General features: G+C 59.6%; 22 protein-coding genes and 2 pseudogenes. 14 read left to right on the top strand and 10 right to left on the bottom strand.

What is annotated here, in order from left to right; genetic code table 11:
• The first annotated feature begins 60 nt into the window (after positions 1 to 60).
• Positions 61 to 888 (top strand): DUF3658 domain-containing protein, encoded by an 828-nt coding sequence (locus SOR61_RS06880; protein ID WP_320611930.1) that lies wholly within the window; start codon positions 61 to 63, stop codon positions 886 to 888.
• 55 nt (positions 889 to 943) lie between these two features.
• On the opposite strand, the gene SOR61_RS06875 is transcribed toward SOR61_RS06880, so the two are convergent.
• Complete coding sequence (locus SOR61_RS06875) at positions 944 to 2,203, bottom strand: glutamate-5-semialdehyde dehydrogenase (protein WP_407066517.1); 1,260 nt, start codon at positions 2,201 to 2,203, stop codon at positions 944 to 946.
• 102 nt (positions 2,204 to 2,305) lie between these two features.
• Positions 2,306 to 3,085 (bottom strand): glutamate 5-kinase, encoded by a 780-nt coding sequence (gene proB, locus SOR61_RS06870; RefSeq protein ID WP_320611928.1) that lies wholly within the window; start codon positions 3,083 to 3,085, stop codon positions 2,306 to 2,308.
• Between the two features lie 249 nt (positions 3,086 to 3,334).
• Between proB and SOR61_RS06865 the strand changes: the two genes are divergently transcribed.
• The 5 genes from SOR61_RS06865 to SOR61_RS06845 all read left to right on the top strand — a co-directional run bounded on the left by SOR61_RS06865 (position 3,335) and on the right by SOR61_RS06845 (position 8,416).
• Positions 3,335 to 4,972 carry an AMP-binding protein gene (locus SOR61_RS06865; RefSeq protein WP_320611927.1) on the top strand — a complete coding sequence of 546 codons (1,638 nt, stop codon included), beginning with the start codon at positions 3,335 to 3,337 and terminating at the stop codon, positions 4,970 to 4,972.
• Positions 4,973 to 5,041: 69 nt separating this feature from the next.
• A complete protein-coding gene (locus SOR61_RS06860; protein ID WP_320611926.1) occupies positions 5,042 to 5,830 on the top strand; it encodes an ABC transporter ATP-binding protein in 789 nt (262 codons plus the stop codon).
• Positions 5,827 to 6,588 carry an ABC transporter permease gene (locus SOR61_RS06855; protein ID WP_320611925.1) on the top strand — a complete coding sequence of 254 codons (762 nt, stop codon included), beginning with the start codon at positions 5,827 to 5,829 and terminating at the stop codon, positions 6,586 to 6,588. The genes SOR61_RS06860 and SOR61_RS06855 overlap by 4 nt, the downstream gene beginning before the upstream one ends.
• Before the next feature lie 72 nt (positions 6,589 to 6,660).
• The gene (locus SOR61_RS06850) at positions 6,661 to 7,713 is read left to right on the top strand and encodes an ABC transporter substrate-binding protein (protein WP_320611924.1); all 1,053 of its coding nucleotides are present in this window, start codon (positions 6,661 to 6,663) and stop codon (positions 7,711 to 7,713) included.
• Positions 7,714 to 7,855: 142 nt separating this feature from the next.
• Positions 7,856 to 8,416, top strand: a complete 561-nt coding sequence (locus SOR61_RS06845) for a manganese efflux pump MntP family protein (RefSeq protein ID WP_320611923.1) — start codon at positions 7,856 to 7,858, stop codon at positions 8,414 to 8,416.
• Between the two features lie 91 nt (positions 8,417 to 8,507).
• On the opposite strand, the gene SOR61_RS06840 is transcribed toward SOR61_RS06845, so the two are convergent.
• The 4 genes from SOR61_RS06840 to SOR61_RS06825 form a co-directional block, all read right to left on the bottom strand.
• Positions 8,508 to 8,657 carry a hypothetical protein gene (locus SOR61_RS06840; RefSeq protein ID WP_320611922.1) on the bottom strand — a complete coding sequence of 50 codons (150 nt, stop codon included), beginning with the start codon at positions 8,655 to 8,657 and terminating at the stop codon, positions 8,508 to 8,510.
• Between the two features lie 134 nt (positions 8,658 to 8,791).
• The gene (locus tag SOR61_RS06835) at positions 8,792 to 9,898 is read right to left on the bottom strand and encodes a PTS sugar transporter subunit IIC (RefSeq protein WP_320611921.1); all 1,107 of its coding nucleotides are present in this window, start codon (positions 9,896 to 9,898) and stop codon (positions 8,792 to 8,794) included.
• A gap of 116 nt (positions 9,899 to 10,014) precedes the next feature.
• Positions 10,015 to 10,527: a transcription repressor NadR gene (locus tag SOR61_RS06830; protein ID WP_320611920.1), complete on the bottom strand. Its 513-nt coding sequence runs from the start codon at positions 10,525 to 10,527 to the stop codon at positions 10,015 to 10,017.
• Positions 10,528 to 10,557: 30 nt separating this feature from the next.
• A complete protein-coding gene (locus SOR61_RS06825) occupies positions 10,558 to 12,018 on the bottom strand; it encodes a nicotinate phosphoribosyltransferase (RefSeq protein ID WP_320611919.1) in 1,461 nt (486 codons plus the stop codon).
• A gap of 739 nt (positions 12,019 to 12,757) precedes the next feature.
• Between SOR61_RS06825 and SOR61_RS06820 the strand changes: the two are divergent.
• The 8 genes and pseudogenes from SOR61_RS06820 to SOR61_RS06785 all read left to right on the top strand — a co-directional run bounded on the left by SOR61_RS06820 (position 12,758) and on the right by SOR61_RS06785 (position 21,241).
• Positions 12,758 to 14,217: pseudogene (locus tag SOR61_RS06820) on the top strand (4-hydroxyphenylacetate 3-hydroxylase family protein).
• Positions 14,218 to 14,309: 92 nt separating this feature from the next.
• A complete protein-coding gene (locus SOR61_RS06815; RefSeq protein ID WP_320611918.1) occupies positions 14,310 to 14,606 on the top strand; it encodes a NifU family protein in 297 nt (98 codons plus the stop codon).
• Positions 14,607 to 14,623: 17 nt separating this feature from the next.
• A complete protein-coding gene (locus SOR61_RS06810) occupies positions 14,624 to 15,922 on the top strand; it encodes an acetyl-CoA hydrolase/transferase C-terminal domain-containing protein (RefSeq protein WP_320611917.1) in 1,299 nt (432 codons plus the stop codon).
• 21 nt (positions 15,923 to 15,943) lie between these two features.
• Positions 15,944 to 17,055, top strand: a pseudogene (locus SOR61_RS06805) (4-hydroxybutyrate dehydrogenase).
• A gap of 34 nt (positions 17,056 to 17,089) precedes the next feature.
• Complete coding sequence (locus SOR61_RS06800; RefSeq protein WP_320611916.1) at positions 17,090 to 18,355, top strand: aspartate aminotransferase family protein; 1,266 nt, start codon at positions 17,090 to 17,092, stop codon at positions 18,353 to 18,355.
• A 225-nt stretch (positions 18,356 to 18,580) separates the two neighbouring features.
• Positions 18,581 to 19,384: a polysaccharide deacetylase family protein gene (locus SOR61_RS06795; RefSeq protein WP_320611915.1), complete on the top strand. Its 804-nt coding sequence runs from the start codon at positions 18,581 to 18,583 to the stop codon at positions 19,382 to 19,384.
• A 99-nt stretch (positions 19,385 to 19,483) separates the two neighbouring features.
• Positions 19,484 to 20,341, top strand: coding sequence for a DUF6612 family protein (locus tag SOR61_RS06790; protein ID WP_320611914.1), 858 nt, complete (start codon positions 19,484 to 19,486; stop codon positions 20,339 to 20,341).
• Positions 20,342 to 20,563: 222 nt separating this feature from the next.
• Complete coding sequence (locus SOR61_RS06785) at positions 20,564 to 21,241, top strand: response regulator (protein WP_320611913.1); 678 nt, start codon at positions 20,564 to 20,566, stop codon at positions 21,239 to 21,241.
• Positions 21,242 to 21,351: 110 nt separating this feature from the next.
• Here the strand turns inward: SOR61_RS06785 and hpf are convergent, their stop codons facing one another.
• The 4 genes from hpf to SOR61_RS06765 all read right to left on the bottom strand — a co-directional run bounded on the left by hpf (position 21,352) and on the right by SOR61_RS06765 (position 23,076).
• Positions 21,352 to 21,897 (bottom strand): ribosome hibernation-promoting factor, HPF/YfiA family, encoded by a 546-nt coding sequence (gene hpf, locus SOR61_RS06780; RefSeq protein ID WP_320611912.1) that lies wholly within the window; start codon positions 21,895 to 21,897, stop codon positions 21,352 to 21,354.
• Between the two features lie 60 nt (positions 21,898 to 21,957).
• The gene (locus SOR61_RS06775) at positions 21,958 to 22,134 is read right to left on the bottom strand and encodes a hypothetical protein (protein ID WP_320611911.1); all 177 of its coding nucleotides are present in this window, start codon (positions 22,132 to 22,134) and stop codon (positions 21,958 to 21,960) included.
• 107 nt (positions 22,135 to 22,241) lie between these two features.
• Positions 22,242 to 22,733 carry a S1 RNA-binding domain-containing protein gene (locus tag SOR61_RS06770; RefSeq protein ID WP_320611910.1) on the bottom strand — a complete coding sequence of 164 codons (492 nt, stop codon included), beginning with the start codon at positions 22,731 to 22,733 and terminating at the stop codon, positions 22,242 to 22,244.
• 64 nt (positions 22,734 to 22,797) lie between these two features.
• Entirely contained in the window at positions 22,798 to 23,076 is a 279-nt protein-coding gene (locus SOR61_RS06765) for a septum formation initiator family protein (protein ID WP_320611909.1), read from the bottom strand.
• Between the last annotated feature and the right edge of the window lie 180 nt (positions 23,077 to 23,256).

The raw sequence follows: 23,256 nt of genomic DNA, 5'->3' as shown, positions 1-23,256 counted from the left end.
ACCATGGAAACAGCAGCGGGACATTCCCGCTGCTGTTTTTTGTCAGGAAGGAAGGAACCGATGCTGAACGTTGTGTTTGATGAGAGCGCCTGGGGCTCTATGATGCAGGCCCGGGCAGGACACGCCGGAAAAGGGAAGGACTGGGACTCGTGCGGAATCACCCTGACCCTCGGCGTTGGTCCTTGCGGGGACCCCTTTGGTTCCCAGAGAAAGGAGATACTGTCCCAACTCTTTGGCATCTTTCCGGAAGGGGAGGAGACAGCGGAAACCCTTCTCCGCCAGAGCAGGGAGAGTGTCCGGAAGGTCATGGACCGGGCGGCCGCTGGAGAGGACCTGCGCCTCTGGAGCAGTGACCAGCCCGAAGAGCGGTGCGGCGCCTGCTGGCTCATGGGACAGCTGGCGGATCTGCCCCGACGGGGAAAGGTCTTTCTGGTGGAGCTTCCCTCCTGGGTAAGGGCGGGGAAGGGAACCCTGGTCCAATATGTGAGCTGGGGAGAGGTGGAACCGGAAGAATGGGAATCCTTCCTCCCTCTGGCCCAGGAGGTGCCGGACCTTCTGCTGCGGGCCATGCAGCAGACCTGGAGACGGCTGGAGGAAGAGAACGCCCCCCTGCGGGCGGTGGTCAACGGACGGCTGTGCAGCGTGCCCGCTGACTTCTACGACCATTTCCTATGGAAGGAGCTCCGGGCTGGACCGGAGGAATTTCACCAGGCGAAGGTGATCGGCAACGTTTTGGGCCGGTATCAGCTGGGGATGTCCGACGGATGGCTGGCCCTGCGGATGGAGGAGATGATCCAAAAGAACATCCTGATCCCGGTGACCCAGCCGCCGGAAGATGGCCCCCGCTATCACCGGGTTCTGCGGAAAGGCCCGGCTTTCCCGCGATAAAGAGCACAAAGAACGCGCCCCGCAGAAATCTCTGCGGGGCGCGGTTTTTCAGGAATCAACGGGTCTGTCCGTCGCCGGTGATCACGTACTTGTAGCTGGTCAGCTCCTCCAGTCCCATGGGACCACGGGCGTGGAGCTTCTGGGTGGAGATCCCCATCTCGCAGCCCAGGCCAAACTGACCGCCGTCGGTAAACCGGGTAGAGGCGTTCACATACACCGCAGCGCTGTCCACCAGACGGGTGAACAGGTCGGCGTGGGCTCTGGTCTGGGTGAGGATGGCCTCGCTGTGGCCGGTGGAATGGCGGTTGATGTGGTCAATGGCCGCCTCTACGCTGTCCACCACCTTAATGGCCAGGATGTAGTCCAGGAACTCGGTGTCGAAATCCTGAGGTCCGGCAGGAGTGCCGGGGAGCAAAGTCTGGGAAGCCGGGTCCAGACGGAACTCCACAGGCTGCAAGCCCTTCTTCTCCCGGGCGGTGACCAGCCGCTCCCGGAGCAGGGGGAGGAAGGTGGGGGCGATATCCTGGTGGACCAGGCAGACCTCTGCGGCGTTGCACACAGAGGGACGGCTGGTCTTGGCGTTCTCCACGATGGCCAGGGCCTTTTCCATATCAGCGTCCCCGTCTACGTAGATGTGGCAGATGCCGGTGCCGGTCTGGATGCAGGGGACCTTGGCGCTGTTCACACAGGTCTGGATGAGGGAAGCGCCGCCTCGGGGGATGAGCAGATCTACGTAGCCCACCGCCTGCATGAGTTCGTTGGCGCTGGCCCGGGTGGTATCAGTCACCAGGCTCACCAGAGCAGAGGGGAGATGGTGCTGGGCCAGGGCCTTGTGGAGGGCGTCCACAATGGCGGTGTTGGAATGGATGGACTCCTTGCCCCCCCGGAGCACACACACACTGCCCGCCTGGAAGGTCAGGCTGGCGGCGTCGGAAGTGACGTTGGGGCGGGACTCATAAATGATGGCAATGACCCCCAGAGGGACCGAGACCTTGTTCACCTGGAGTCCGTTGGGCAGGGTGTGGCTGGAGAGGGTCCGGCCCACCGGGTCAGGCAGGGCAGCCACGGCACGGATGCCGGCGGCCATGTCGGAGACCCGGGCCTCGGTCAGGCGGAGCCGGTCCTGCATGACCGGGGCGATGCTGCCCTGGGCAGCCTCCAGGTCCAGGGCGTTGGCCGCCAGAATGGCCGGGCAGTCTGCCTCCAGGCAGTCTGCCATGGTGAGAAGCACCGCTCTCTTTTCCTCCGGAGACAGGGCGGCCAGAGCGGGCTTGGCAGCCAGCGCTTCCGTCAGCAGGGGACGGGTGAGGGTCAGCGCGCCGGGATCGGACGTCTTCTCCGGGGTGAATTCCTCCCCGGCCAGTCCGGCGGGGGGATAACAGGAGGTCTCCTCAGGCAGGTTGGGATGATTCATGGCTTATCCTCGCTTTCCGCGGAACCGGCTGCCCACAGGCTTGCCCTCCGCTATGTCGTAAAGCACCGAAGGTGTGGCTCCGTTGGCGATCACCATGTCACAGCCCGCCTCGGTGCAGATGGCCGCAGCATGGAGCTTGGTGGACATGCCGCCGGTCCCAAGCCGGGAACCGGCCCCCCCGGCCAGGGCCTCGATTTCAGGGGTGATGGCGGGGATCTCTGTGATGAGCGTGGCGTCCGGATGGGTGTGGGGGTCGGCGGTGTACAGACCGTCGATGTCCGACAGGAGGATGAGCAGCTCGGCCTCCATGCTCACGGCCACAATGGCCGCAAGGGTGTCGTTGTCCCCGATCACCAGCTCGTCGGTGATCACCGTGTCATTCTCATTGATGATGGGCAGGGCCTTCAGATCCAGAAGGCGATGCATGGTGTTGCGGAAGTTCTCAAACCGGTCGGGGTGATCCACGTCCGCCGCCGTGAGGAGGATCTGCGCGACCGTATGGTTATACTCGGAAAACGCCTTGTCGTAGGTGTACATCAGCTCGCACTGGCCCACGGCGGCGGCCGCCTGCTTGGTGGGGGTGTCCTCCGGCCGCTGGGCCAGGGAGAGCTTGCCCACCCCCATGCCGATGGCGCCGGAAGAGACCAGGATGATCTCGTGGCCTGCGTTCTTTAGATCGCTGAGGACTTTGCACAGCTCCTCCACCCGCCGGATATTCAGCAGACCGGAGGGGTGGGCCAGGGTCGAAGTGCCCAGCTTGACGACGATGCGTTGGTTCACCATGGAAACGACTCCTCTCAGGCGGGGGAACCCATCCGCTGGGGCCTTCCCGCCGATACAAACCATATTTAGAGTTCTATTCTAATCGATTGCCTACCCGCTGTCAACGATTTGCCGGGGGCGCCCGACGCTTCCCGGCGAAGGTGCGCTTTGACAAACCTTTAAAAACCTTCTATACTGTCCTTACACAAGGTTCCTGCTTCCCGGCAGGATGGGAAAACGGGGGCGTCCGGCACGGAAAAGGAGGTTCCTATGTCCGAACTCTATACGCGATTTATCCATGAAACCTTTGACCAGTCCGGCAGACTGGTATTCTATACGTACGACTACGGCCCGAACTTTAACTTCGGGTACGACATCATCGATCCCCTGGGAGAGGAATGTCCCCAAAAGCTGGCCATGATCTGGGAAAACGACAGGGGAGAGCAGGTGCGACTCACCTTCCGGGAGATCAGAGAGCGCAGCAATCAGGCGGCCAATCTCTTCCGCAGCCGTGGCCTGAAAAAAGGCGACGTGCTCATGGCCGCCCTGCGCACCCACTGGGAGTACTGGATCACAGCCATCGCCGCCCACAAGCTGGGGCTGCTGCTGTCTCCGGTCTACTACCGGCTCCCCGCCCAGGATCTGTTGTACCGCATGGAGAAGGCCAGGGCCAAAGGGGTCATCTGCTGCCAGGAGGGGGAGACCGCCCTGCGGGTCCGGGAGGCCGCCGACCAGGCGGGGATCACCCTCCGGCTGGCCTTGGGTGAGGCCGAGGGCTTTGAGAACTTCTCTGCCCTGCTGCCCCAGCAGCCCACCACCCTGGACCGGGTGGAGACCGGCTGTCACGACCCCATGCTCCTCTACTTCACCTCTGGGACCACCGGCGACCCCAAGGGGGTCCTCCACGACCATGCGTATGTTCTGGCCAATCACTGCGGGGCCCGCTATATGCAGGACACCACCGCCGAAAGCCGCCACTTCGCCACCGGGGACAGCGGCTGGGAAGTGCTGGCCGGCACCAAGTTCTACTGCCAGTGGATGCAGGCCGCGACCCTCCTGGTCTATGACTACGACCGCTTCCCTCCGGAAAAGGTCCTGGCTTTCCTGGAGCGGGAGAAGGCCACCGGCGTTATGGCCCAACCCACTGTGTACCGGAAGCTGATCCAGGCAGGCATGGACCAATACGACCTCTCCTCGGTGACCTGCTTCGCCGTGGGGGGAGAAAAGCTCACCGACGACCTGGCCAACGCCGTCTTCCAGCAGACCGGACAGGTCCTCTATGAAGGCTACGCCCAGTCGGAGACGGGACTCATTGCCGCTGCCTCCAAGAATATGGGGCGGAAAGAGGGGTCTGTGGGAAAGATCCTGCCCAAATACCACGTGGAGCTGCTGAAGGAGGACGGCACCTTCGCCCAACCCGGAGAGGAAGGGGAGATCGTCATCGTGGCCGACAACGGACAGCGGCCCGACGGCCTCATGATGGGCTATCTGGACGACCCGGAAGCCACCCGGCGGCTCTGGGACGGCAACCTCTTCCACACGGGGGACAGCGCCGTGATGGACGAGGACCGCTTCCTCTTCTATCGGGGCCGCTCCGACGGACTCATCAAGACCAAGGGATACCGGGTAAGCCCGGTGGAGATCGAAAACGCCCTCTCCCTCCATCCGGCGGTGGAGGACTGTCTGGCGGTGGGCGAGCCGGACCCGGAACTGGGGCAGAAGGTGAAGGTATACGTTACCCTTGCCCAGGGGCACACCCCCTCTCCTCAGCTGGAAGAGGAACTCATGACCTTCCACAACGCTGCCTGCGCCGGATTTAAGAAGATCCGTGCCTTGGAGTTTGTGCCCCACCTGGCCCGGAACAGCAACGGGAAACTCATCCGGGGTCAGTTCCGGGAGAAGAATTGACAGAATCCCTAAAATATTCTATAATAACAACAGTTAGTTGCTGCTATTTTTCCCGAAGGGGGAATGTCTGTGAATCTGCTGGAACTGAATCAGGTGACTGTGGAGTTTGCCCTGCGCAACGGCCAGCCGCCCCTTCTGGCCCTGGACGGGATGGACCTGTCCGTAAGGAAAGGGGAACTGGTGGCCATGGTCGGCCCCTCCGGCTGCGGAAAGAGCACCGCCCTGAATGTGCTGGCCGGGCAACTCACCCCCACCAAAGGGGAGGTGCGTCTGGCCGGGGAACCGGTGCGGGGGGTGCTCCCCTCGGTGGGATACATCTCCCAGGCAGATACCCTGCTGCCCTGGCGCTCGGTGCTGGACAACGTGGCCCTGGCCATGGAACTGCGGGGGGTCCCCAAGGCCCAGCGGCGGGAGACCGCCCGGGCCCTCATGGAAAAAATGGGGCTGGCAGGCTTTGAACACAGCTATCCCAGAGAGCTCTCCGGCGGCATGAAAAAACGGGCCGCCATCGCCCGGGTGCTGGCCGTAGATCCCCAGGTGCTCATAATGGACGAGCCTTTTGCCCCCCTGGACGCCCTCACCCGCCAGCGCTTACAGGACGAGATCCTGGCCCTCTGGGAGAGTACCGGCAGCACCATCCTTTACGTGACCCACGACCTCACCGAAGCCATTACGCTGGCGGACCGGGTGGTCCTCCTGAGCGCCCGGCCGGGGAGAGTGGTGAAAGAATACCCCATCGACTTGCCCAGACCCCGACGGGTGATGGACGTGAAGTTCTCCCCGCGGTTTATCGAACTGGAACAAACCATCTGGGCGGACCTTCACGCACAGCTGTGTCAGGCGGAGGGATCCCTATGAAACAACATCGCTTCTCCATGAGCCCCGGTGTGTGGACCGCTCTGGCCCTTCTCCTGGGCATCCTGCTCTGGGAGTGGGGGGCCGCCGCAGGGAAAATCGACCTCTTCTTTTTCAGCCGGCCCAGTCTGGTCTGGGCGGAGTTTCAGGAAATGCTGGCAGACGGCTCTCTGGCCAAACACCTGGCTGTCACGGGAAAGGAAGCGGGCTTGGGCTTCCTCTTCGGCGGTATCCTCGGGACCCTGGCCGGTCTGGTTATGGGCTGTTCTCCCCGCTTGGGGAAAGCGCTTATGCCCCTCATGACCGGGCTCAACGGCCTGCCGAAACTGGCCATCGGTCCCCTGATCATCGTCTGGTTTGGCATCGGACTGAAAGCCAAGGCCCTCATGGCGGGCCTTATGGTCTTCTTTGCCTTTCTCTTTAACCTCTACGCAGGGGTACACAGCGTGGACAAAGACCTGATCGCAGCGGTTCGCCTGCTGGGCGGCTCCCGGCGTCAGGTCCTCACCAAAGTCATCTGGCCCGCCTCTCTGCCCTGGCTCCTGGCCAGTATGCGCACCGGCCTGGGCCTGGCCATCACCGGCGCCATCGTGGGAGAGTACCTGGGCTCCAGCAAGGGCATGGGCTGGGTCATCACCAGCGCCGGAGAACGCTACGACGTGGCAAGAGTCCTCTGCTGCGTGGCGGTGCTGGTGGTCATCGTCATCCTTCTGGATGGCGTCGTCCGCCTGCTGGAACGGCGGTTCCTCCGCTGGCAGTAACCGAGTCCATTTCCGCATCTGCGGTTATGATAGTGCAAGCATCAACAGGAACATGAAAAGGAGTGCATTCCCATGAAGAAATTGCTCGCCCTGGCCTTGACCCTGTCTCTGGCCCTCTGCCTGCTGGCAGGCTGCGGACAGACCAAACCCGCCAGCGACCCCGCTGCCCCCCAGGAAGGCCAGGACAAAGAACTGGAAAAGATCATCTTTACCGAACCGGTACGAGGCTACCACTGGGCCCCCGCCTACCTGGCGCAGACCCTGGGCTACTTTGAGGAAGAGGGCCTGGAAGCTGAGTTCCAGACCGTGACCGGCGGCGACCCCGCTGCCCCCATGTTCGCCGGCGAGGCCCAGTTTACCCTGGCCGGGATCGAAATGGCTCTCATGACCAACGAAATGGGACAGGGATGTAAGATCCTGGTCTCTCCCACCCAGAAGTACCCCTATCAGCTCATCGGCGCCAACGAAAAGTACAGCACCATGGAATCCCTGAAGGGCGGCGTGATCGCCGGCGGCCAGGGCGCAACCAGCGCACCCCAGGCCTTCTCCAGAACCTGCATCCAGGCTGTGGGCATGACCCCCGATGAGGATGTCTCTGTGGTCAGCATGGCCAGCTCCGCCTATGCTGCTGCCATCCAGGCCGGAGAGATCCAGGCCGCTGTTTCCACCAACCCCTGGTCCGCCAAGCAGCTGCTGGACAACGGCGGCGTGGTGATCGTGGACGGCACCGACGAGCAGGAGATCAAGGAGATGATCGGCTCCAGCGCCTATGAGCTCTTTGCCATCATTACCACCGACAAGTTCATCCAGTCCAACCCCGAGACCGTCCAGAAGGCAGTCAACGCCATGGCCAAGGCCATGAAGTGGATGGAAACCGCCACCCCCCAGCAGATCGTGGAGAAGCTCCTGCCCCTCTTTGAAGGCGCAGAGGAAGAACTCCTCTACGACGCGACCTATGACCAGGAACATAAGATCGCCAACTTCACCGGTTACCACACCGAGGAAGGCTTTAAGGCCGGTGTGGAAATGACCAAGCTTTCCGGCGGCATCAAGACCGACATGACCGCAGATAAGGTCTATGACGAGAGCTTCCTGGACAAGGCCTGGGAGACCATCGGAAAGTAAGCAGCGCACAGACGCCAAGGCAAGGAACCTATCCCGTCGCAACCGGAAAACGGCTTCCCCCAGGGGGAGCCGTTTTTTTCCCCTCTCGACGGATAAGGGGTCTGCGCCCGGCATAGAATGCACAAGGAGGAAGAGAACATCTATGGGCTTTTTGGAATTGCTTCTGCTGGCGGTGGGCCTGTCCATGGACGCCTTTGCGGTCTCTGTCTGCAAAGGACTTGCCATGGAGCGGGTGACCCTGTCAAAAACCCTCATCGTGGGCCTCTGGTTCGGCGGCTTTCAGGGGGGGATGCCTTTATTGGGCTGGCTTTTGGGTTCCCGCTTCTCCGCCTACATTACCGCAGTGGATCACTGGATCGCCTTTGCCCTTCTTGTGATTCTGGGCATCAATATGCTGCGGGAAGCCGGCGGGGAGCAGGACGAAGAGGCCAGCGCCTCCCTGGGCTTTCGGGTGATGCTGGCCATGGCGGTGGCCACCAGCATCGACGCACTGGCAGTGGGGATCACCTTCGCCTTCCTGGAGGTGGAGATCCTACCGGCGGTGACCTTCATCGGGGTGGTGACCTTTCTGCTCTCCGGTCTGGGGGTCAACCTGGGCAACCGGGTGGGGACCCGCTTTCAAAGCAGCGCCGAACGCCTGGGCGGCTGCATCCTGGTGGTCCTGGGGGTGAAGATCCTGCTGGAACACCTGGGGGTCTTTTAAAAGGCGCTGATCCCAAGAGAAAACCGGCGTATCCTGCTGCCTGTGGGGCAGCGGGATACACCGGTTTTTTTGATGTAAAAGGGCGCGTTTCTCAGGCGATGTCTACGGTGACCACAGCAGCGGTCTCGTTGGCGGGCGCAGGCTCCTTTTCGTAAGGATGGTTGGGATCGGCGGCTTTGCAGCCAACCAGGGTCAGCAGGCAAAGAACAGTGGCCATGCCCAGCACCAGCAACTTCTTCATTCTCGATTCCTCCTTTTGTATGGCAAACCTGTGGGACAGGCTTTCAAAGACATAACCACAGTATCTACCTTTTTCCTGTTTTTTTCAACCACTAATTGCAAAAAGGGGAAACTTTTTTCCAGAAGATACCGGACTTAGTCGTCCAGCTTCAAATCGCCCTCCTTGATCCATCCGGACTTCCGGAAGGGGAGGCTGATGAGCCAGGTCAGCACGCCGGGCAGGACGAAGCAGATGAGGACCATGCCCAGCCAGTCCATGCCGGTCACGGAGGCCATGAGCCCGGCGGCCACGTCGTTGACCCAGCCGGTGTACACGCCGATGGGACCCACCAGACCGCAGGTACCCATACCGGAGGAGACCGGCGTGCCGTTCATCTCCATACGGAACAGGCAGGTGGCGATGGGGCCGGTGATGGCAGAGGCCAGGGTGGGGGGGATCCAGATCTTGGGATTGCGCACGATGTTGCCCATCTGGAGCATGGAGGTGCCCAGACCCTGAGACACCAGGCCGCCCCACCGGTTCTCCCGGAAGGACATCACCGCAAAGCCAACCATCTGGGCGCAGCAGCCGGCGACGGCAGCGCCGCCCGCCAGGCCGGTGAGGCCCAGGGCTGCACAAATGGCTGCGCTGGAGATGGGCAGGGTGAGGGCCACACCCACAATGACAGAGACGATAATACCCATAAAGAAGGGCTGCAGTTCCGTGGCCCACATGATGAGCTGGCCCACAGCAGAGGCGGCCTTTCCGATGGGAGGGGCGATCAGGTAGGCAGCGCCCACACCCACCAGCACGGTGACGATGGGGGTGACCAGAATGTCCACCTTGGTCTCCTTGGACACGGCTTTACCAAACTCAGAGGCAATGATGGCAATGACCAGCACAGCCAGAGGGCCGCCGGCGCCGCCCAGGATGTTGGTGGCGTACCCCACCGGGACCAAAGAAAACAGGACCATGGGAGGGGCTTGCAGGGCGGAGCCAATGGCGACCGCCATGGCAGGACCGACCATGGCCGAGGCCAGACCGCCGATGGTATACGAAGTGGCAGCCTCTCCGGAGCCTACCGTGACCACGGTGGCCGAGAGGAAGCCGATATGGAACTGGGTGCCCAGTGTGTTCAAAATGGTGCCCACCAGAAGAGTGCAGAACAGACCTTGGGCCATGGCCCCCAGGGCGTCCACCCCGTAGCGGGTGGCGGAAAAGACGATGTTTTTCCGCCGCAGGAATGCTTGAAAACGTGACATACTCCTTCTCCCTTACTCATTCGGTAAAAAATGGACCTTGCACCTGTCAAGACAGGTGCAAGGTCCATTATACTGACCTTCTATCAGGTTGTCAATCGCTTTTCTTCCGGGGTGCGTTACTCCTCGCGGCTGGGGGTATAGAGGACCCCAAGGGCCTCCAGATCCCGGCACACCCGCTGGTAACTCTCCTCGTCGGGACAGCGCAGGTTATGGATGTGCAGACCGTCTGTCAGGGAGGAGAGGGGGGCGGCGTGCTGGGCTTTCTCCACAAACTGCCGCACGTCATAGCGGGAGGCGATGCTCAGCTGGCCGGTCATCTGACCGTACAGGGGATGGTCCACCACCACGTCGATCACGGTGCAGCCGTTGTCCACGATGGCCAGCAGTTCCCGCTCTGTATCCTGCCGGCTGTGCACACAGGCCACCGCACGGACCAGACCGCTGGTCTCCCCCAGCTTATACCCCCGGGGGGTGGCTACGATGTCCATACCCGAGGCCCGAAGCAGGGCAATGTCCCCGACGATGATCTGCCGGCTTACGGAAAACTTTCCCGCCAGCGCCGTGGCGCTCACCGGCTGGTCCGCTGTCAGGGTGCGGGCAATGAGCTGTCTGCGTTCCTCTGCCTTCATGGATTCACCTCCCGGGGCGCAGGACCTGGATCACTTGTTCTGGGTCAGCAGGTCATACTTGATGTTCCACAGTTTCTGGGACAGGTCCACATAGTAATTGTGGGGGTTGTCAAACCGCTTGACCTCGTCCCACATGGTCTCCATCTGCTCCTCGCAGTACCGCTGGATCTCGTCCAGGGTGGGCTTTTCATACACCAGCTCACCGTTCAGGAAGATGGGCTGCTGAAGGGCTTTGGCGGTAAAGTCGCTGATGGTCTTCTTTTTCCAGGTGGCGTCGGGATCGAAGATCGTCAGGCTGCCGTCCTCATTCAGGTTGCTGGCCACGTCCTCGTCGTAGCAGCACAGCCAGTCCCCGATGGCCTTGCCGGTGTCGTTGGCAAAGAGACGGTACACATGCTTGAACTGGGGGGTGGTGATCTTGGCCACGTTTTCGCTGAGCTTGATCTTGGGGATCACGTTTCCGTTGTCATCCTCGTAGGCCACCAGCTTGTACACCCCGCCGAACACCGGTTCGCTCCGGGCAGTGATGAGCCGCTCGCCCACCCCGAAGGAGTCGATCTGGGCCCCCTGGAGGAGGAGGTCCTGGATGATGATCTCGTCCAGAGAGTTGGACACGGTGATCTTACATTCGGTCCAGCCGGCCTCGTCCAGCATCTTGCGGGCCTCCCGGGTCAGGTAGGCCATGTCGCCGGAGTCCAGGCGGATGCCGCACTGGGTGATCCCCCTGGGCTTGAGCACATCGTTGAAGGCACGGATGGCGTCGGGAATGCCGCTCTTCAGCGTATTATAGGTGTCTACCAGCAGGACGGCGTTGTGGGGATAGATCTCACAATAGGTGCGGAAGGCGTCATACTGGGTGTCAAACATCTGCACCCAGGCGTGGGCCATGGTGCCCCCGGCGGGAACCCCGTACATTTGATCGGAGATGGTGCAGGCGGTTCCTTTGCATCCGCCGATGTAGGCAGCCCGGGCCCCGTCGATGGCGCCGCTGGCCCCCTGAGCCCGGCGGGAACCAAACTCCAGCACCGCCCGGCCCTTGGCCGCCCGGACGATCCGGTTTGCCTTGGTGGCGATGAGGCTCTGGTGGTTGATGGTCAGCAGCAGGTAGGTCTCCAGCAGCTGGGTCTGAATGGCGGGGGCCCGCACGGTGAGGATGGGCTCCTTGGGAAAGACAGGGGTCCCCTCGGGCACGGCGTAGATGTCGCCGGTGAACTTGAAGTTGGCAAGGTACTCCAGAAAGCCCTCGTCGAACATGTTCCGGGAGCGGAGGTACTCAATGTCCTCCGGCTCAAAGTGCAGGTCCTGGATGTACTCGATCACCTGCTCCAGACCTGCTGCGATGGCGTAGCCGCCCTTATCGGGAACATTGCGGAAAAACAGATCAAAATGGGTGATGCGGTCCTGGTAGCCCGCTTTGAAATATCCGTTGCCCATGGTGAGCTCATAAAAGTCGCACAGCATGGTCATGTTCAGCTTCTTACTTGTGTTCATGATGTTCTTCCTCTGTTTTCATTGGGGAGCCGCAGCCCCCCTTAGAATCGACGACCCTGCTTCTCCGGCCTGTGGAAACAAACCCCTGACGGGATCGGTCAGGGAAGGGGCGCACCGGAAGAAACGAGGGTGTCTGCTGATTATTCTCTGCCATTATATACGAACCGGCTGAAATCTGCAATGAAATCTGCCAAATTTCTCAAGGGATTGCAAGATTCCTTCGCCGAATAAAGGAAATCCTTCATGGAAGGCCGGCGGGAGAAGAGAGATCGCCTGGGTGGGCCGGGTTTGCAGGGGCTGGACCCGCTGGCCCCAAGGGTCCGGGGAGCCTCTTTCGGGGAGGAGAACGGGTCCCCTGTTTCCTCTGGCGCAGCTGCTGTTTAAAAAATGAAACAGTAGGGCTGACTGGAGAAAAAACGCAGGAAATACGTCTCCTTGCGTTTTGATTTTGAAACAGAGAAGGGGAGCGCCCCCGCTGTTTCCGCCGGGGCAGGGCCAGCGATCCCCCCGGCTGCACCGGGGAATGGGCCTGTGAGATCCCTGGGACGCCCTGTTTTTTGCCCTGTTTGCGGAAAAAACCAGAAATTTTAGAAAAATTTCTTTCCTGGCAGAAGAAAAAAGGAAGGTTGGCACGGAAATTGCTTGTATAGTAAGGCGAGACAAGAGGAACAAGGATTCCTCACAAAAATACGTTGTATGAACGGAGCAGCAGCGGCTGCTACCTTAAGAAAGGAATACTATGGCATTGATGACTGGTAACGAATATGTGGAGAGCCTCCGCGCAATGAACATGAGAGTGTATATGTTCGGCAAGAAAGTGGAAAACCCCGTGGACGACCCGATCCTGCGCCCCTCTGTGAACTCGGTCAAGATGACCTATGAGACCTGGCCCAGGGGACCAGATACCGGGATCTCATGACCGTGGAATCCCCCATCACCGGGCAGAGAGTCAACCGCTTCACCCATATCCATACCTCCACTGAGGACCTCATTAACAAAGTGAAGATGCAGAGACTGCTGGGTCAGGTGACCGCAGCCTGCTTCCAGCGCTGCGTGGGCATGGACGCCATCAACGCAGTGTACAGCACCACCTATGAGATCGACCAGAAGTACGGCACCCACTACCACGAGAACTTCCGCAAGTTCGTGGCAGAGGCCCAGGAGAAGGACTACACCATCGACGGCGCTATGACCGACCCTAAGGGTGACCGTTCCCTGCCGCCCCACAAGCAGGATGACCCCGATATGTTCCTGCGGGTGGTGGAGCAGCGGCCGGACGGCATCGTGGTCCGGGGCGCCAAGGCCCACCAGACCGGTATGTGCAACTCCCACCAGGTTCTGGTGATGCCCACCCAGGCTATGGGTCCCGAGGACAAGGCCTATGCCGTCTCCTTCTCCGCTCCCGCCAACGCAGAAGGCCTCTTCATGATCGTGGGCCGTCAGAGCTGCGACACCCGGAAGCTGGAAGGCTCCGAGATCGATGTGGGCAACGCCCAGTACGGCGGCGTAGAGCTGCTGGTGGTCTTTGATGACGTCTTTATCCCCAACGAAAACATCTACATGAACGGCGAGACCGAGTTCGCCACCATGATGGTGGAGCGGTTTGCCGGCTACCACCGCCAGAGCTACGGCGGATGTAAGGTGGGCGTGGGCGACGTGCTCATCGGCGCCGCTGCTGTGGCCGCGGACTACAACGGCGTAGCCAAGGCCAGCCACATCAAGGACAAGATCATCGAGATGATCCACCTGAACGAGACTATGTATTCCTGCGGCATCGCCTGCTCCGCCGAGGGCAAGCCCACCGCTTCCGGCAACTACCTGATCGACCTGCTGCTGGCCAACGTCTGCAAGCAGAACGTCACCCGCTTCCCCTACGAAATGGCCCACATCGCCGAAGACCTGGCCGGCGGCAGCGTAGGCACCTGCCTCTCTGAGGCTGACCTGCGGGGCGAGTTCACCGGTCCCTGGGTGGAAAAGTACATGAAGAACGGCGTGGGCGTCTCCGCAGAAAACTGGATGCGCATCCTGCGTCTCATTGAAAACCTCTCTCTGGGCGCCGGTGCTGTGGGTTACCGCACCGAGTCCCTCCACGGCGCAGGCTCTCCCCAGGCCCAGCGTGTCATGATCGCTCGCCAGGGCGGCATCGAGGAGAAGAAGAGAATGGCAAAGCGGGTTGCCCACGTGAAGGAAGACAACTGAGTCCATTCCGGCTTCCGCTTCCACAGGAAGCGGAAGCCGGCGTGCGAAACGTCACTGCATAAAAAGCGATGAAAAGAACAGGAGGACCCTTTATGAACGCAAAACTGGAACAACTGCTGGACCAGCTGGTCCGTCCCGCTCTGCGGGACCACGGCGGAGACGTGGAACTGGTGGACTACGAAAACGGGATCCTGCGTTTGAGAATGCTCGGCCGGTGCGCCGGCTGCCCGGCGGCCACCATGACCAACGAAACCATCATTCAGGGGCAGCTGATGCCCATCCTGCCAGAGCTCAAAGAGGTCGTCCTGGTTCACACCGTGGATGATGCGCTGCTGGATATGGCCCGGAGCCTTATGCACCGCAGCAACGCCCACAGAACACTCCAATAAGAAGGGAGGTCTTCCGCATGGATTGGAAAACCTGGTATCAAGATCATCTCTGCTCGTCCCAGGAGGCGGTGCAGGCCATTCAGTCCGGAAACCGCGTGGTGGTTGCCCACGCCACCGGAGAACCCTCCGTCCTTCTGGACGCCATGGTCGCCAAGGCAGATCACTATGAAAACGTAGAGATCGTACACATGGTGGCCATGGGCAATGGGGAGTACTGTCAGCCGCAGTACGTCCGGAATTTCCGGCACAACAGCCTGTTTCTGGGCGCCTCCACCCGCGCCGCCGCCGCAGAGGGCCGGGCAGATTTTACCCCCGTCTATTTTTCTGAGATCCCTGACCTGCTGAAGAACTATCTGCACCCCAACGTGGCGCTCATTCAGGTGTCTCCACCGGATGAACACGGCTATTGCAGCCTGGGCATCTCCGTGGACTACACCAAGCCCGCGGCCGAGTGCGCTGACATCGTGATCGCTCAGGTGAATCAGCAGATGCCCCGTACCCTGGGAGACAGCTTCCTCCACGTGACCGAGCTGGACTACATCGTGGAAACCAACGTCCCTGTGATCGAGCTGGCTCCGCCCACCATCGGTGAGGTGGAAAAGAACATCGGCAAGCACGTGGCCCAGCTGGTCCGGGACGGCGATACCCTCCAGCTGGGGATCGGCGCCATCCCTGACGCTGTTCTCCTCTTCCTCAAGGAAAAGAACGACCTGGGTATCCACACGGAAATGTTCTCCGACGGAGTGGTGGAGCTGGCAGAGGCCGGTGTTATCACCAACCGGAAAAAGACCCTCCACAAGGGATGCAGCGTGGCCACCTTCCTGATGGGGACCCGTCGTCTCTATGACTACGTGGACAACAACCCCGCCGTAGCCATGTACCCTGTGGACTACGTCAACGACCCCTACGTCATTGCCCAAAACGACAACCTGGTCTCCATCAATTCCTGCGTCCAGATCGACCTCATGGGACAAGTGGTTTCTACCTCTGCGGGCCTCCGCCAGATCTCCGGCGTGGGCGGGCAGATCGACTTTGTGCGGGGCGCCAACATGAGTAAGGGAGGCCGGGCCATCATGGCCATGCCCTCTACCACAGGCAAGGGAAAGATCTCCAAGATCGTCCCCTTCCTGGACCCCGGCTCTGCCGTCACCACCACCCGCAACGACGTAAACTATGTGATCACGGAGTATGGCATCGCCCAGCTGAAAGGGAAGACCCTGCGCCAGCGGGCAGAAGCCCTCATCCAGGTGGCACACCCGGACTTCCGTGACCAGCTGCGGGACGAATATCGCCGCCGCTTCCCCAAGCTATTTTAAAGAAAGGGAGGGCTTTCTGTTATGTATCCGTTCTCCATCAAGCCTGCCATTGAGCAGTTTGAGACCTGCAAAGCCTTTATAGAGGAGTTCCCCTTGGGCCCCCAGGACCTGCTCTTTACCAATGATTTTCTGTACAATCCCTACTTTGCCCCCCTGCATCTGGACTGCCCCGTCCTCTTCCAGGAGAAGTACGGCATGGGCGAGCCCTCCGACGAGATGGTAGAGGCCATCTACCGGGATATGCCCAAAGACGTCCGGCGCATCGTCGCCGTGGGCGGCGGCACCGTGCTGGACATCGCCAAGCTGCTGGCCCTCAAGTATGTCTCCCCGGTGCTGGACCTCTATGACGGCGTCCTGCCTGTGGAGCGGGACAAGGAGCTTATCCTCATCCCCACCACCTGCGGCACCGGCACCGAGGTGACCAACATCTCCATCCTCTCTCTGGTCAGCCGCCGCACCAAGAAGGGTCTGGCTGTGGACTGCATGTACGCAGACCGGGCTGTGCTCATCCCTGAGCTGCTGAAAGGGCTGCCCTTCCCCTTCTTTGCCACCAGCTCCATCGACGCGCTGATCCACGCCATTGAGTCCAGCCTGTCCCCCAAGGCTACCCCCATTACCAAGCTCTTTGGCTATGAGGCCATTGAGATGATCCTGAAGGGTTACATGGCCATCCGGGATGGCGGACCTGACGCCCGGTTCCCCCTTCTGGGTCAGTTCCTCCTGGCCAGCAACTATGCCGGGATCGCCTTTGGCAACGCAGGCTGCGCTGCGGTCCACGCCCTGAGCTATCCTCTGGGCGCGGTGTATCACGTGCCCCACGGCGAATCCAACTACGCCATGTTTGACGGGGTCATGCGCCAGTACTTAGCCATCCGCTCCGACGGACCCATCGCAGAGCTCCAGGCCTTCATGGCACAGATCATGGGCTGTCAGCCGGAAGAGGCCTTCGCTGCGCTGGATACCCTCCTGCGCGCCATCCTGCCCAGAAGAGCCTGCGGGAGTATGGCATGAAGGAAGAGGAGATCCAGGAGTTTACCGACTCCGTTTTGGAGAACCAGCAGCGCCTGCTGCAAAACAACTTCGTTCCCCTCACCAGAGACCACATTCTGGCTATTTATCAGGCGCTGTATTAAAGCACCGAAACAAACAAGAAAGGGTTGATTCTCTATGCTGCGTACCGCTTTGCCTGCTGTGACCACGGATCAGCTCCCCGGGCCCAAGGCCCAAAGCCTGATCGACCGCCGTGCCCAGGCGGTCCCTTCCGCCATCCGCTGCGTCTATCCTGTGGCCATCGCCAGAGGCGAGGGCGCTATGATCGAGGACCTGGACGGCAACCGCTTCCTGGACTGGATCGGCGGCGTAGGCGTGCTGAACATCGGCTACTCTCATCCCGAGATCGTTCCCGCCGTACAGGCACAGGCGGAACAGTATTTCCATGGAATGTTTAACATTGTGACCCATGAGGGCTATGTGGCCCTGGCAGAAAAGCTGGCCCAGATCGTTCCGGTGAAGGGCGACAGCAAGAAGGTCTTCTTCGCCAACTCCGGTGCAGAGGCCGACGAAAACGCGGTGAAGATCGCCAGAGCCTACACCGGCCGCCCCAACATTATCACCTTTTCCGGGGCTTTCCACGGACGCACCCTGCTCACCATGACCATGACCGCCAAGAAGGGCTACACCATCGGCACCGGCCCCCTGGCCACTGGCGTGTACCGGGCGGAGTTCCCCTACCTGTACCGGAAGCCCGCCGGTATGACCGAGGAGGAGGCGGTGGCCTACTGTCTGGACAGCATCTACAACGTCTTTGAGGAAGGGACCCCTGCCGACCAGGTGGCAGCCATCGTGCTGGAGCCCCTCCAGGGGGAAGGCGGCTTTATTCCCGCCCCCATTCCCTGGGTGAAGGCCCTGCGGAAGATCTGTGACGACCACGGCATCCTGCTCATTGCCGACGAGGTCCAGAGCGGCTTCTGCCGGACTGGCCGCATGTTTGCCTCCGAATACTGGAAGGAAGCAGAGGCTGCCCCTGACATCCTGAGCACCGCCAAGTCCATCGCCGCCGGTCTGCCTCTAAGCGCCATCGTGGCTCGCTCTGAGATCATGGAGCGGGACAACCTGGCCGACCGGGCCCTGGAGATCGGGAAGAAGGTCATGGACCGCTTCCAGTCCTGGAAGACCACCTATCCCGTCATCGGCGACGTCCGTGGCCTGGGCGCCATGATCGGTCTGGAGTTCGTCAAAGACCAGACCTCCAAGGAACCCAACGGCGACCTGGTCTCTGCTCTGGTGCAGGAATGCGCCCAGCGGGGTCTGCTCATCGAGAACGCCGGCCGCTGGGGTCAGGTGGTCCGCTTCCTGGCGCCCCTGGTGATCACCGACGAGCAGCTGGAAGCTGGCCTGGACATCATGGAGGATCCCCTGAAGGCCTGCCTCTGAGGATAGTCCATCCATTCCAATCTTCTATTTCCATATAAAATTCCAATTTCCAAAGGATCTGTTTCTTTTGTCGTTCAGTATTCCAATTCCATAGTTACCACATTGAAAAGCAGCAGGACCGACGTCTTATAAGACGCCGGTCCTGCTGTCGCTTGCGGCCCTGTCCAAGACGCATCTTTTTCGCGATCCTGCATAGGGTTTATGGCAGAAAGGATGGGATGCTCTATGACGCACGTTCCTAAAAAACCACCCAAACCCAGGAAAATCCTCTTCCTGCGCAAGCGGGTCCTGGCGGTCCCGGCTGCCCTTCTCTGTATCTGCGGGCTGTGCCTGCTGACCAACCTGCCTGCCTACGTCACCACCGCAGCAACCCCCCGTCAGCTGCCCATCTACAGCGTGCAAAGAGACCACAAGATCTGCGCCATCTCCTTTGACGCAGCCTGGGGCAACGAGGACACCCAGGAGCTTATCGATATTCTGGACCGGTACCAGGTGAAAGCCACCTTCTTTGTGGTAGGGGAGTGGGTGGATAAATACCCGGAGTCGGTCAAAGCATTGGCCGACGCAGGCCACGAGGTCATGTGCCACTCCGACAGCCACGCCCATTTCAACACCCTCTCAGCCCAGCAGATCATTGCCGACATCAACACCTGCTGCGACAAAATAGAGACGGTCACCGGGGTGCGGCCAACTTTGTTCCGTCCTCCCTTTGGGGAGTACGACGACCATGTGGTCAGTACCGTCCGGGGCATGGGCATGGAAGTCATCCAATGGGATGTGGACAGCCTGGACTGGAAAGACTATGACGCCCCCACCATCACCCAGCGGGTGACATCAAAAGTGGGACCTGGCTCCATCGTCCTCTTCCACAACGCCGCCCTCCACACCCCGGAGGCCCTGCCCGCCATTTTGGAAACCCTGATTCGAGACGGGTATGATATCGTTCCGGTGGGCCAGCTGATCCTTCCGGGAGAGTACGGGGCGGACTTTGCCATTGACCACACCGGCCGCCAGTGTCCAGCACCCTGAAAAGGGAGCCAGGAGAGGGAAGGTTTTGCTCGAAATGCCGAGGATCTTATGGTATACTATAACAAAACCCTACACAAAACGAACCAAAGGAGGCTGCATATGGAGCAGAAAACAAGACGGCGCGGCAGACTGGCGGCCGCCGCCCTGGCTGTGGGCCTGGCCCTGACCCTTACCGCCTGCGGCGGAGAGCAGGCCACCACCCCGGAAAACGCCATGAAGAAAGCCCAGGAAGCCATGGCTGACGTTTCCAGTATGCGCTACGCCGCTACGGTTCATCTGGAAATGTCCTACATGGGGGAGACCATCGACTTTGCCACCAACGCCCAGACAGATCTCATCGTAGACCCTGCACAAATGAAAATGGATATGACTATAAACGCCGGTCCCATGGGAGAACTGTCGGCGGTGACCTATGTGATACCGGAAGGAGAGTCCTACGCTGTTTATACCAACGCCGACGACGGAACGGGCTCCTCCGGCTGGACCAGAGAAGCACTGCCCGACCTCTCCCAGGTGAAGCAGTACGACGGGAAGGAGACCATGGATCTCTACCTGGATCTGGCAGAAAACTTTGAGGCAAAAGGGACCGAAACCGTTGACGGGAAGGAATTGCTGCGCTATGACGGCACCATCCAGCAGGAGGACATGAAGAAAGCCCTGCAGGCCGCCGGGACCATGGAACTTCTGGAGGAAATGGGCATGGACGGCGCTGCCCTCCTGGACGGACAGAGCGAAGGGATCGCCCTGAGCCTCTGGCTGGACCCCCAGACCTATTGTCCCATGAAGTATGAAATGGATATGACCAGCCTGATGCAGACGGTGCTGACCAATATCCTGGGGGGAAGCGAAGGCTCTCTGCCCGGCTTCTCCATCGGCACCTGCACCGCATCCATGACCATTCAGGAAGTGAACACCATCTCCAGCATCACCCTGCCCCCGGAGGCGACCCAAAACTGAAGCGAACGTCCGAAAGACCGGCGTCCCTGGCCAGGGACGCCGGTCTTTTTTTAGGGGGAAAAGAGGCCGGAGAAGGGGCGCTTTCCTGCATGTTTTGTAACCTTTTTCCTCATATAGAAAGCTTTTGTTCCGGGACTTTTGCCCTTTTTTTAACTTCGTATTGCATTTTTTCGGGAAGTCATGTATAATTTATAAAAAATTTTTTGTTTGCGGGGAATGCGTATGTATCAGGTAATTATCGTGGAAGACGACCCCATGGTCGCAGAAATTGATAAACAGTATGTAGAACACAACAATAAGATGTCCATTGCCGGCGTATTCCAAAATGGTCAGGAGGCCCTCGACTTCGTCCGATCTCACCCCGTAGACCTTATCATGCTGGATTACTATATGCCTGTGATGGACGGCAGAACCTTCCTGGTGAAGCTCCGGGCGGAAGGCATCCTGGCGGATGTCATCATGGTCACTGCCGCCAGTGAGGCCCGTCACGTCAGCGAACTCTACTCCTATGGCGTGTCGGACTACCTGATTAAACCCTTCGATTACAACCGCTTCCAGACGGCTCTTCAGAAGTTCATCGCCAGAAAGGAAGCCTTTGCCGGAGAAAAAGCCTTTAACCAGGAGGAACTCGATAAGGTCATCTCCCCGGAAAGCCAGCGCAGCGGGCAGTTCGTAGACAAGGGGATCCACCCGGTCACTCTGGAGATCATCTGCTCCTTCCTCAGAGAACATAAGAGCGAAAAGCTCTCCATTGAGGACATCGCCAAAAATGTCTCTCTCTCCCGCGTGACCCTCCGGCGCTATATGAACTACCTTATCGACAAGAACAGTGTGATCGGCGGCGTGGACTACTCCACCGGCGGGCGCCCCTCGGCTGTCTACACCTATATCGGAAAATGATCCCGCCTCTTTCGCACGGCCCGAAAACAGAAAGCCGGCCAACCATCTGGTTGGCCGGCTTTTTTATGTTTAACATTCCATCCTGCGCAGAGCGCAGGTGTATTTCACCATTAGTCGTGGTCTACGATGATGCCGTAGCCGCCGTCGTTGCGCTTATACACCACGGAAAACGCACCGTCTTCATCGTCGTTCCGGAAAGCAAAGAAGGTGTGGTTCACCAGATTCATCTGAAGGATGGCTTCCTCCACGGTCATGGGGCGGAAGAAGAACCGCTTGGACCGCACCACCTGATAGGCTTCGTCCTCGTCCTCTTCCTCCTCAGGAGCATAGTAAGCATCCTCGGGCATGACGTCAAAGGCGTCCTTCCGCAGCCGCTTCTCCAGCCGGGCTTTGTTCTTCCGCAGCTGACGCTCGATGGAAGCCACGGCAGCGTCGATGGAAACAAACATATCGGAGGTGCTCTCTGCGACACGGATCACAGTGGAGCCGGAACGAATGGTTACTTCCAGAATATTGCGGCCCTTTTCTACGCTGAAAACAACGGAGGCTTCCGCTTCGTTCTTGAAATAACGGTCTAACTTGCCGATCTTTTTCTCTGCATAAGCGTGAACGCGGTTGGGAATGTTGACTTTTTTGTCCGTAAAGGTGAATTTCATGGATGTCAGCTCCTTTCGTAGGGCGTAAAACCAAGGAAGGAAGGCTCCCTTGCTTTACGTTCATAGTATACCATAGATCGCGGCAAAAGTCACGCCATTTTTGTGAAAAAGGCAAAACTCTTTCCAGGGGAAGGGAGGATATCGACACCCTTCAACAAAAGATACCTCTTGACGTTTTCTATTTTCTGCGATACCATAAACACGGCGGCAGGTGTTGTCCGTCATGACATCGTTCATTCCATTCTCCTGCTTCTGCGCTTCCCGGCAAGCCGGGAAGCGCAGCCTTTCTCTTATCTGGAAAAAGAAGATCCCTGGCCCTTTTAGGGCCAGGGATGTCTTTGTCGTTAGCGGTGCCCGCTGCGGCGGGAGCTGCGCTTTTCCGTCATTTTGAGATCGGACAGCTTGCTGTCGGAGGCCTGCATAAACTGCTTCAGCCGGGCCTCAAAATCGGCAGGGCCGGCGGCTTGGGAAACCATGGCAGGACGAGGCTGGGAAGAATGATGATTGCCGGGGCGGGGAGAATGGTTGAAGCTCCGGTTTCCGCCGCGGTACTCGGTGCGTCCCTGCCGCTCCCGGGAAAATCCCTGGGGCCGGGGAGGGGGAGGGGTTGCCTTTTTGATGGACAGGTTGATCCGGCCGGCATCGTCGATGCCCACGACCTTGACCTTGACTTCCTGCCCTTCGGTCAAAAAGTCCCTTACGTCCGATACGTAAGAATGAGCGATTTCAGAAATGTGCACCAAGCCGGACCGCCCACCCGGCAGCGCCACGAACGCGCCAAACTTCGTGATGCTTTTGATGCTGCCTTCCAGAACTGCGCCTACACTGATTTCCATATGTAGTGAAAATCCTCCTCGTTGTAATAACACTCATCGCTGAGCGGATATAGAGATCTCTCTCTTAATCTGTGATATAAAAGACTTTGTCGTTGGGCGCTACCAGGCCCAGCTTTTCCCGGGCGATCTCTCGAATGAACGAGGGATCATCGCGGTTTTCGATGGCGTTGGAAAGCTCGGTGTTGGTTTGGGTCTGATCGGCGACCTGTTCGTTGAGCGATGCGATCTCGGATTTTTTCTGGTTGATCTCCTGGCGAACACTGATCAGCATGAAAATCGAGTAAGCCAGCAGAGCGAGGATCCCGATCCTCACAAGAAGACCAACCTTTTTGCTGTGAATCATGGCGATCTGCCTCCCTTCCGTCCTGGCGGGGGTGCGCTGTCTTTCCATTCCATCGTAATAGATAGTCCATTTTACTCCACCACAGGGAAAAAGAAAAGGTCTTCTTCAGACTTTTTTTGCATTTCAGCAAAAAACTTGTCAACGGTGCCGTGAGAGTTAATGAGATCCGGAGGAAGGGGC

Source organism: Evtepia sp. (genome assembly GCF_034090835.1).
In the GTDB taxonomy this organism is placed as follows: domain Bacteria; phylum Bacillota; class Clostridia; order Oscillospirales; family Oscillospiraceae; genus Evtepia.
The sequence above is the reverse complement of the archived record's forward strand: the minus strand, read 5'-3'. Positions and strand labels throughout refer to the sequence as shown.

Bases quoted from the DNA above. Each gene is read 5' to 3' on its own strand.
- SOR61_RS06880 (WP_320611930.1), top strand. From the start codon at position 61: ATGCTGAACGTTGTGTTTGATGAGAGCGCCTGGGGCTCTATGATGCAG.
- SOR61_RS06795 (WP_320611915.1), top strand. From the start codon at position 18,581: ATGACGCACGTTCCTAAAAAACCACCCAAACCCAGGAAAATCCTCTTC.
- hpf (WP_320611912.1), bottom strand. From the start codon at position 21,897: ATGAAATTCACCTTTACGGACAAAAAAGTCAACATTCCCAACCGCGTT.
- SOR61_RS06790 (WP_320611914.1), top strand. From the start codon at position 19,484: ATGGAGCAGAAAACAAGACGGCGCGGCAGACTGGCGGCCGCCGCCCTG.
- SOR61_RS06800 (WP_320611916.1), top strand. From the start codon at position 17,090: ATGCTGCGTACCGCTTTGCCTGCTGTGACCACGGATCAGCTCCCCGGG.
- SOR61_RS06830 (WP_320611920.1), bottom strand. From the start codon at position 10,527: ATGAAGGCAGAGGAACGCAGACAGCTCATTGCCCGCACCCTGACAGCG.
- SOR61_RS06785 (WP_320611913.1), top strand. From the start codon at position 20,564: ATGTATCAGGTAATTATCGTGGAAGACGACCCCATGGTCGCAGAAATT.
- SOR61_RS06865 (WP_320611927.1), top strand. From the start codon at position 3,335: ATGTCCGAACTCTATACGCGATTTATCCATGAAACCTTTGACCAGTCC.
- SOR61_RS06855 (WP_320611925.1), top strand. From the start codon at position 5,827: ATGAAACAACATCGCTTCTCCATGAGCCCCGGTGTGTGGACCGCTCTG.
- SOR61_RS06765 (WP_320611909.1), bottom strand. From the start codon at position 23,076: ATGATTCACAGCAAAAAGGTTGGTCTTCTTGTGAGGATCGGGATCCTC.
- SOR61_RS06815 (WP_320611918.1), top strand. From the start codon at position 14,310: ATGAACGCAAAACTGGAACAACTGCTGGACCAGCTGGTCCGTCCCGCT.
- proB (WP_320611928.1), bottom strand. From the start codon at position 3,085: ATGGTGAACCAACGCATCGTCGTCAAGCTGGGCACTTCGACCCTGGCC.
- SOR61_RS06835 (WP_320611921.1), bottom strand. From the start codon at position 9,898: ATGTCACGTTTTCAAGCATTCCTGCGGCGGAAAAACATCGTCTTTTCC.
- SOR61_RS06825 (WP_320611919.1), bottom strand. From the start codon at position 12,018: ATGAACACAAGTAAGAAGCTGAACATGACCATGCTGTGCGACTTTTAT.
- SOR61_RS06810 (WP_320611917.1), top strand. From the start codon at position 14,624: ATGGATTGGAAAACCTGGTATCAAGATCATCTCTGCTCGTCCCAGGAG.
- SOR61_RS06840 (WP_320611922.1), bottom strand. From the start codon at position 8,657: ATGAAGAAGTTGCTGGTGCTGGGCATGGCCACTGTTCTTTGCCTGCTG.
- SOR61_RS06775 (WP_320611911.1), bottom strand. From the start codon at position 22,134: ATGAACGATGTCATGACGGACAACACCTGCCGCCGTGTTTATGGTATC.
- SOR61_RS06850 (WP_320611924.1), top strand. From the start codon at position 6,661: ATGAAGAAATTGCTCGCCCTGGCCTTGACCCTGTCTCTGGCCCTCTGC.
- SOR61_RS06845 (WP_320611923.1), top strand. From the start codon at position 7,856: ATGGGCTTTTTGGAATTGCTTCTGCTGGCGGTGGGCCTGTCCATGGAC.
- SOR61_RS06770 (WP_320611910.1), bottom strand. From the start codon at position 22,733: ATGGAAATCAGTGTAGGCGCAGTTCTGGAAGGCAGCATCAAAAGCATC.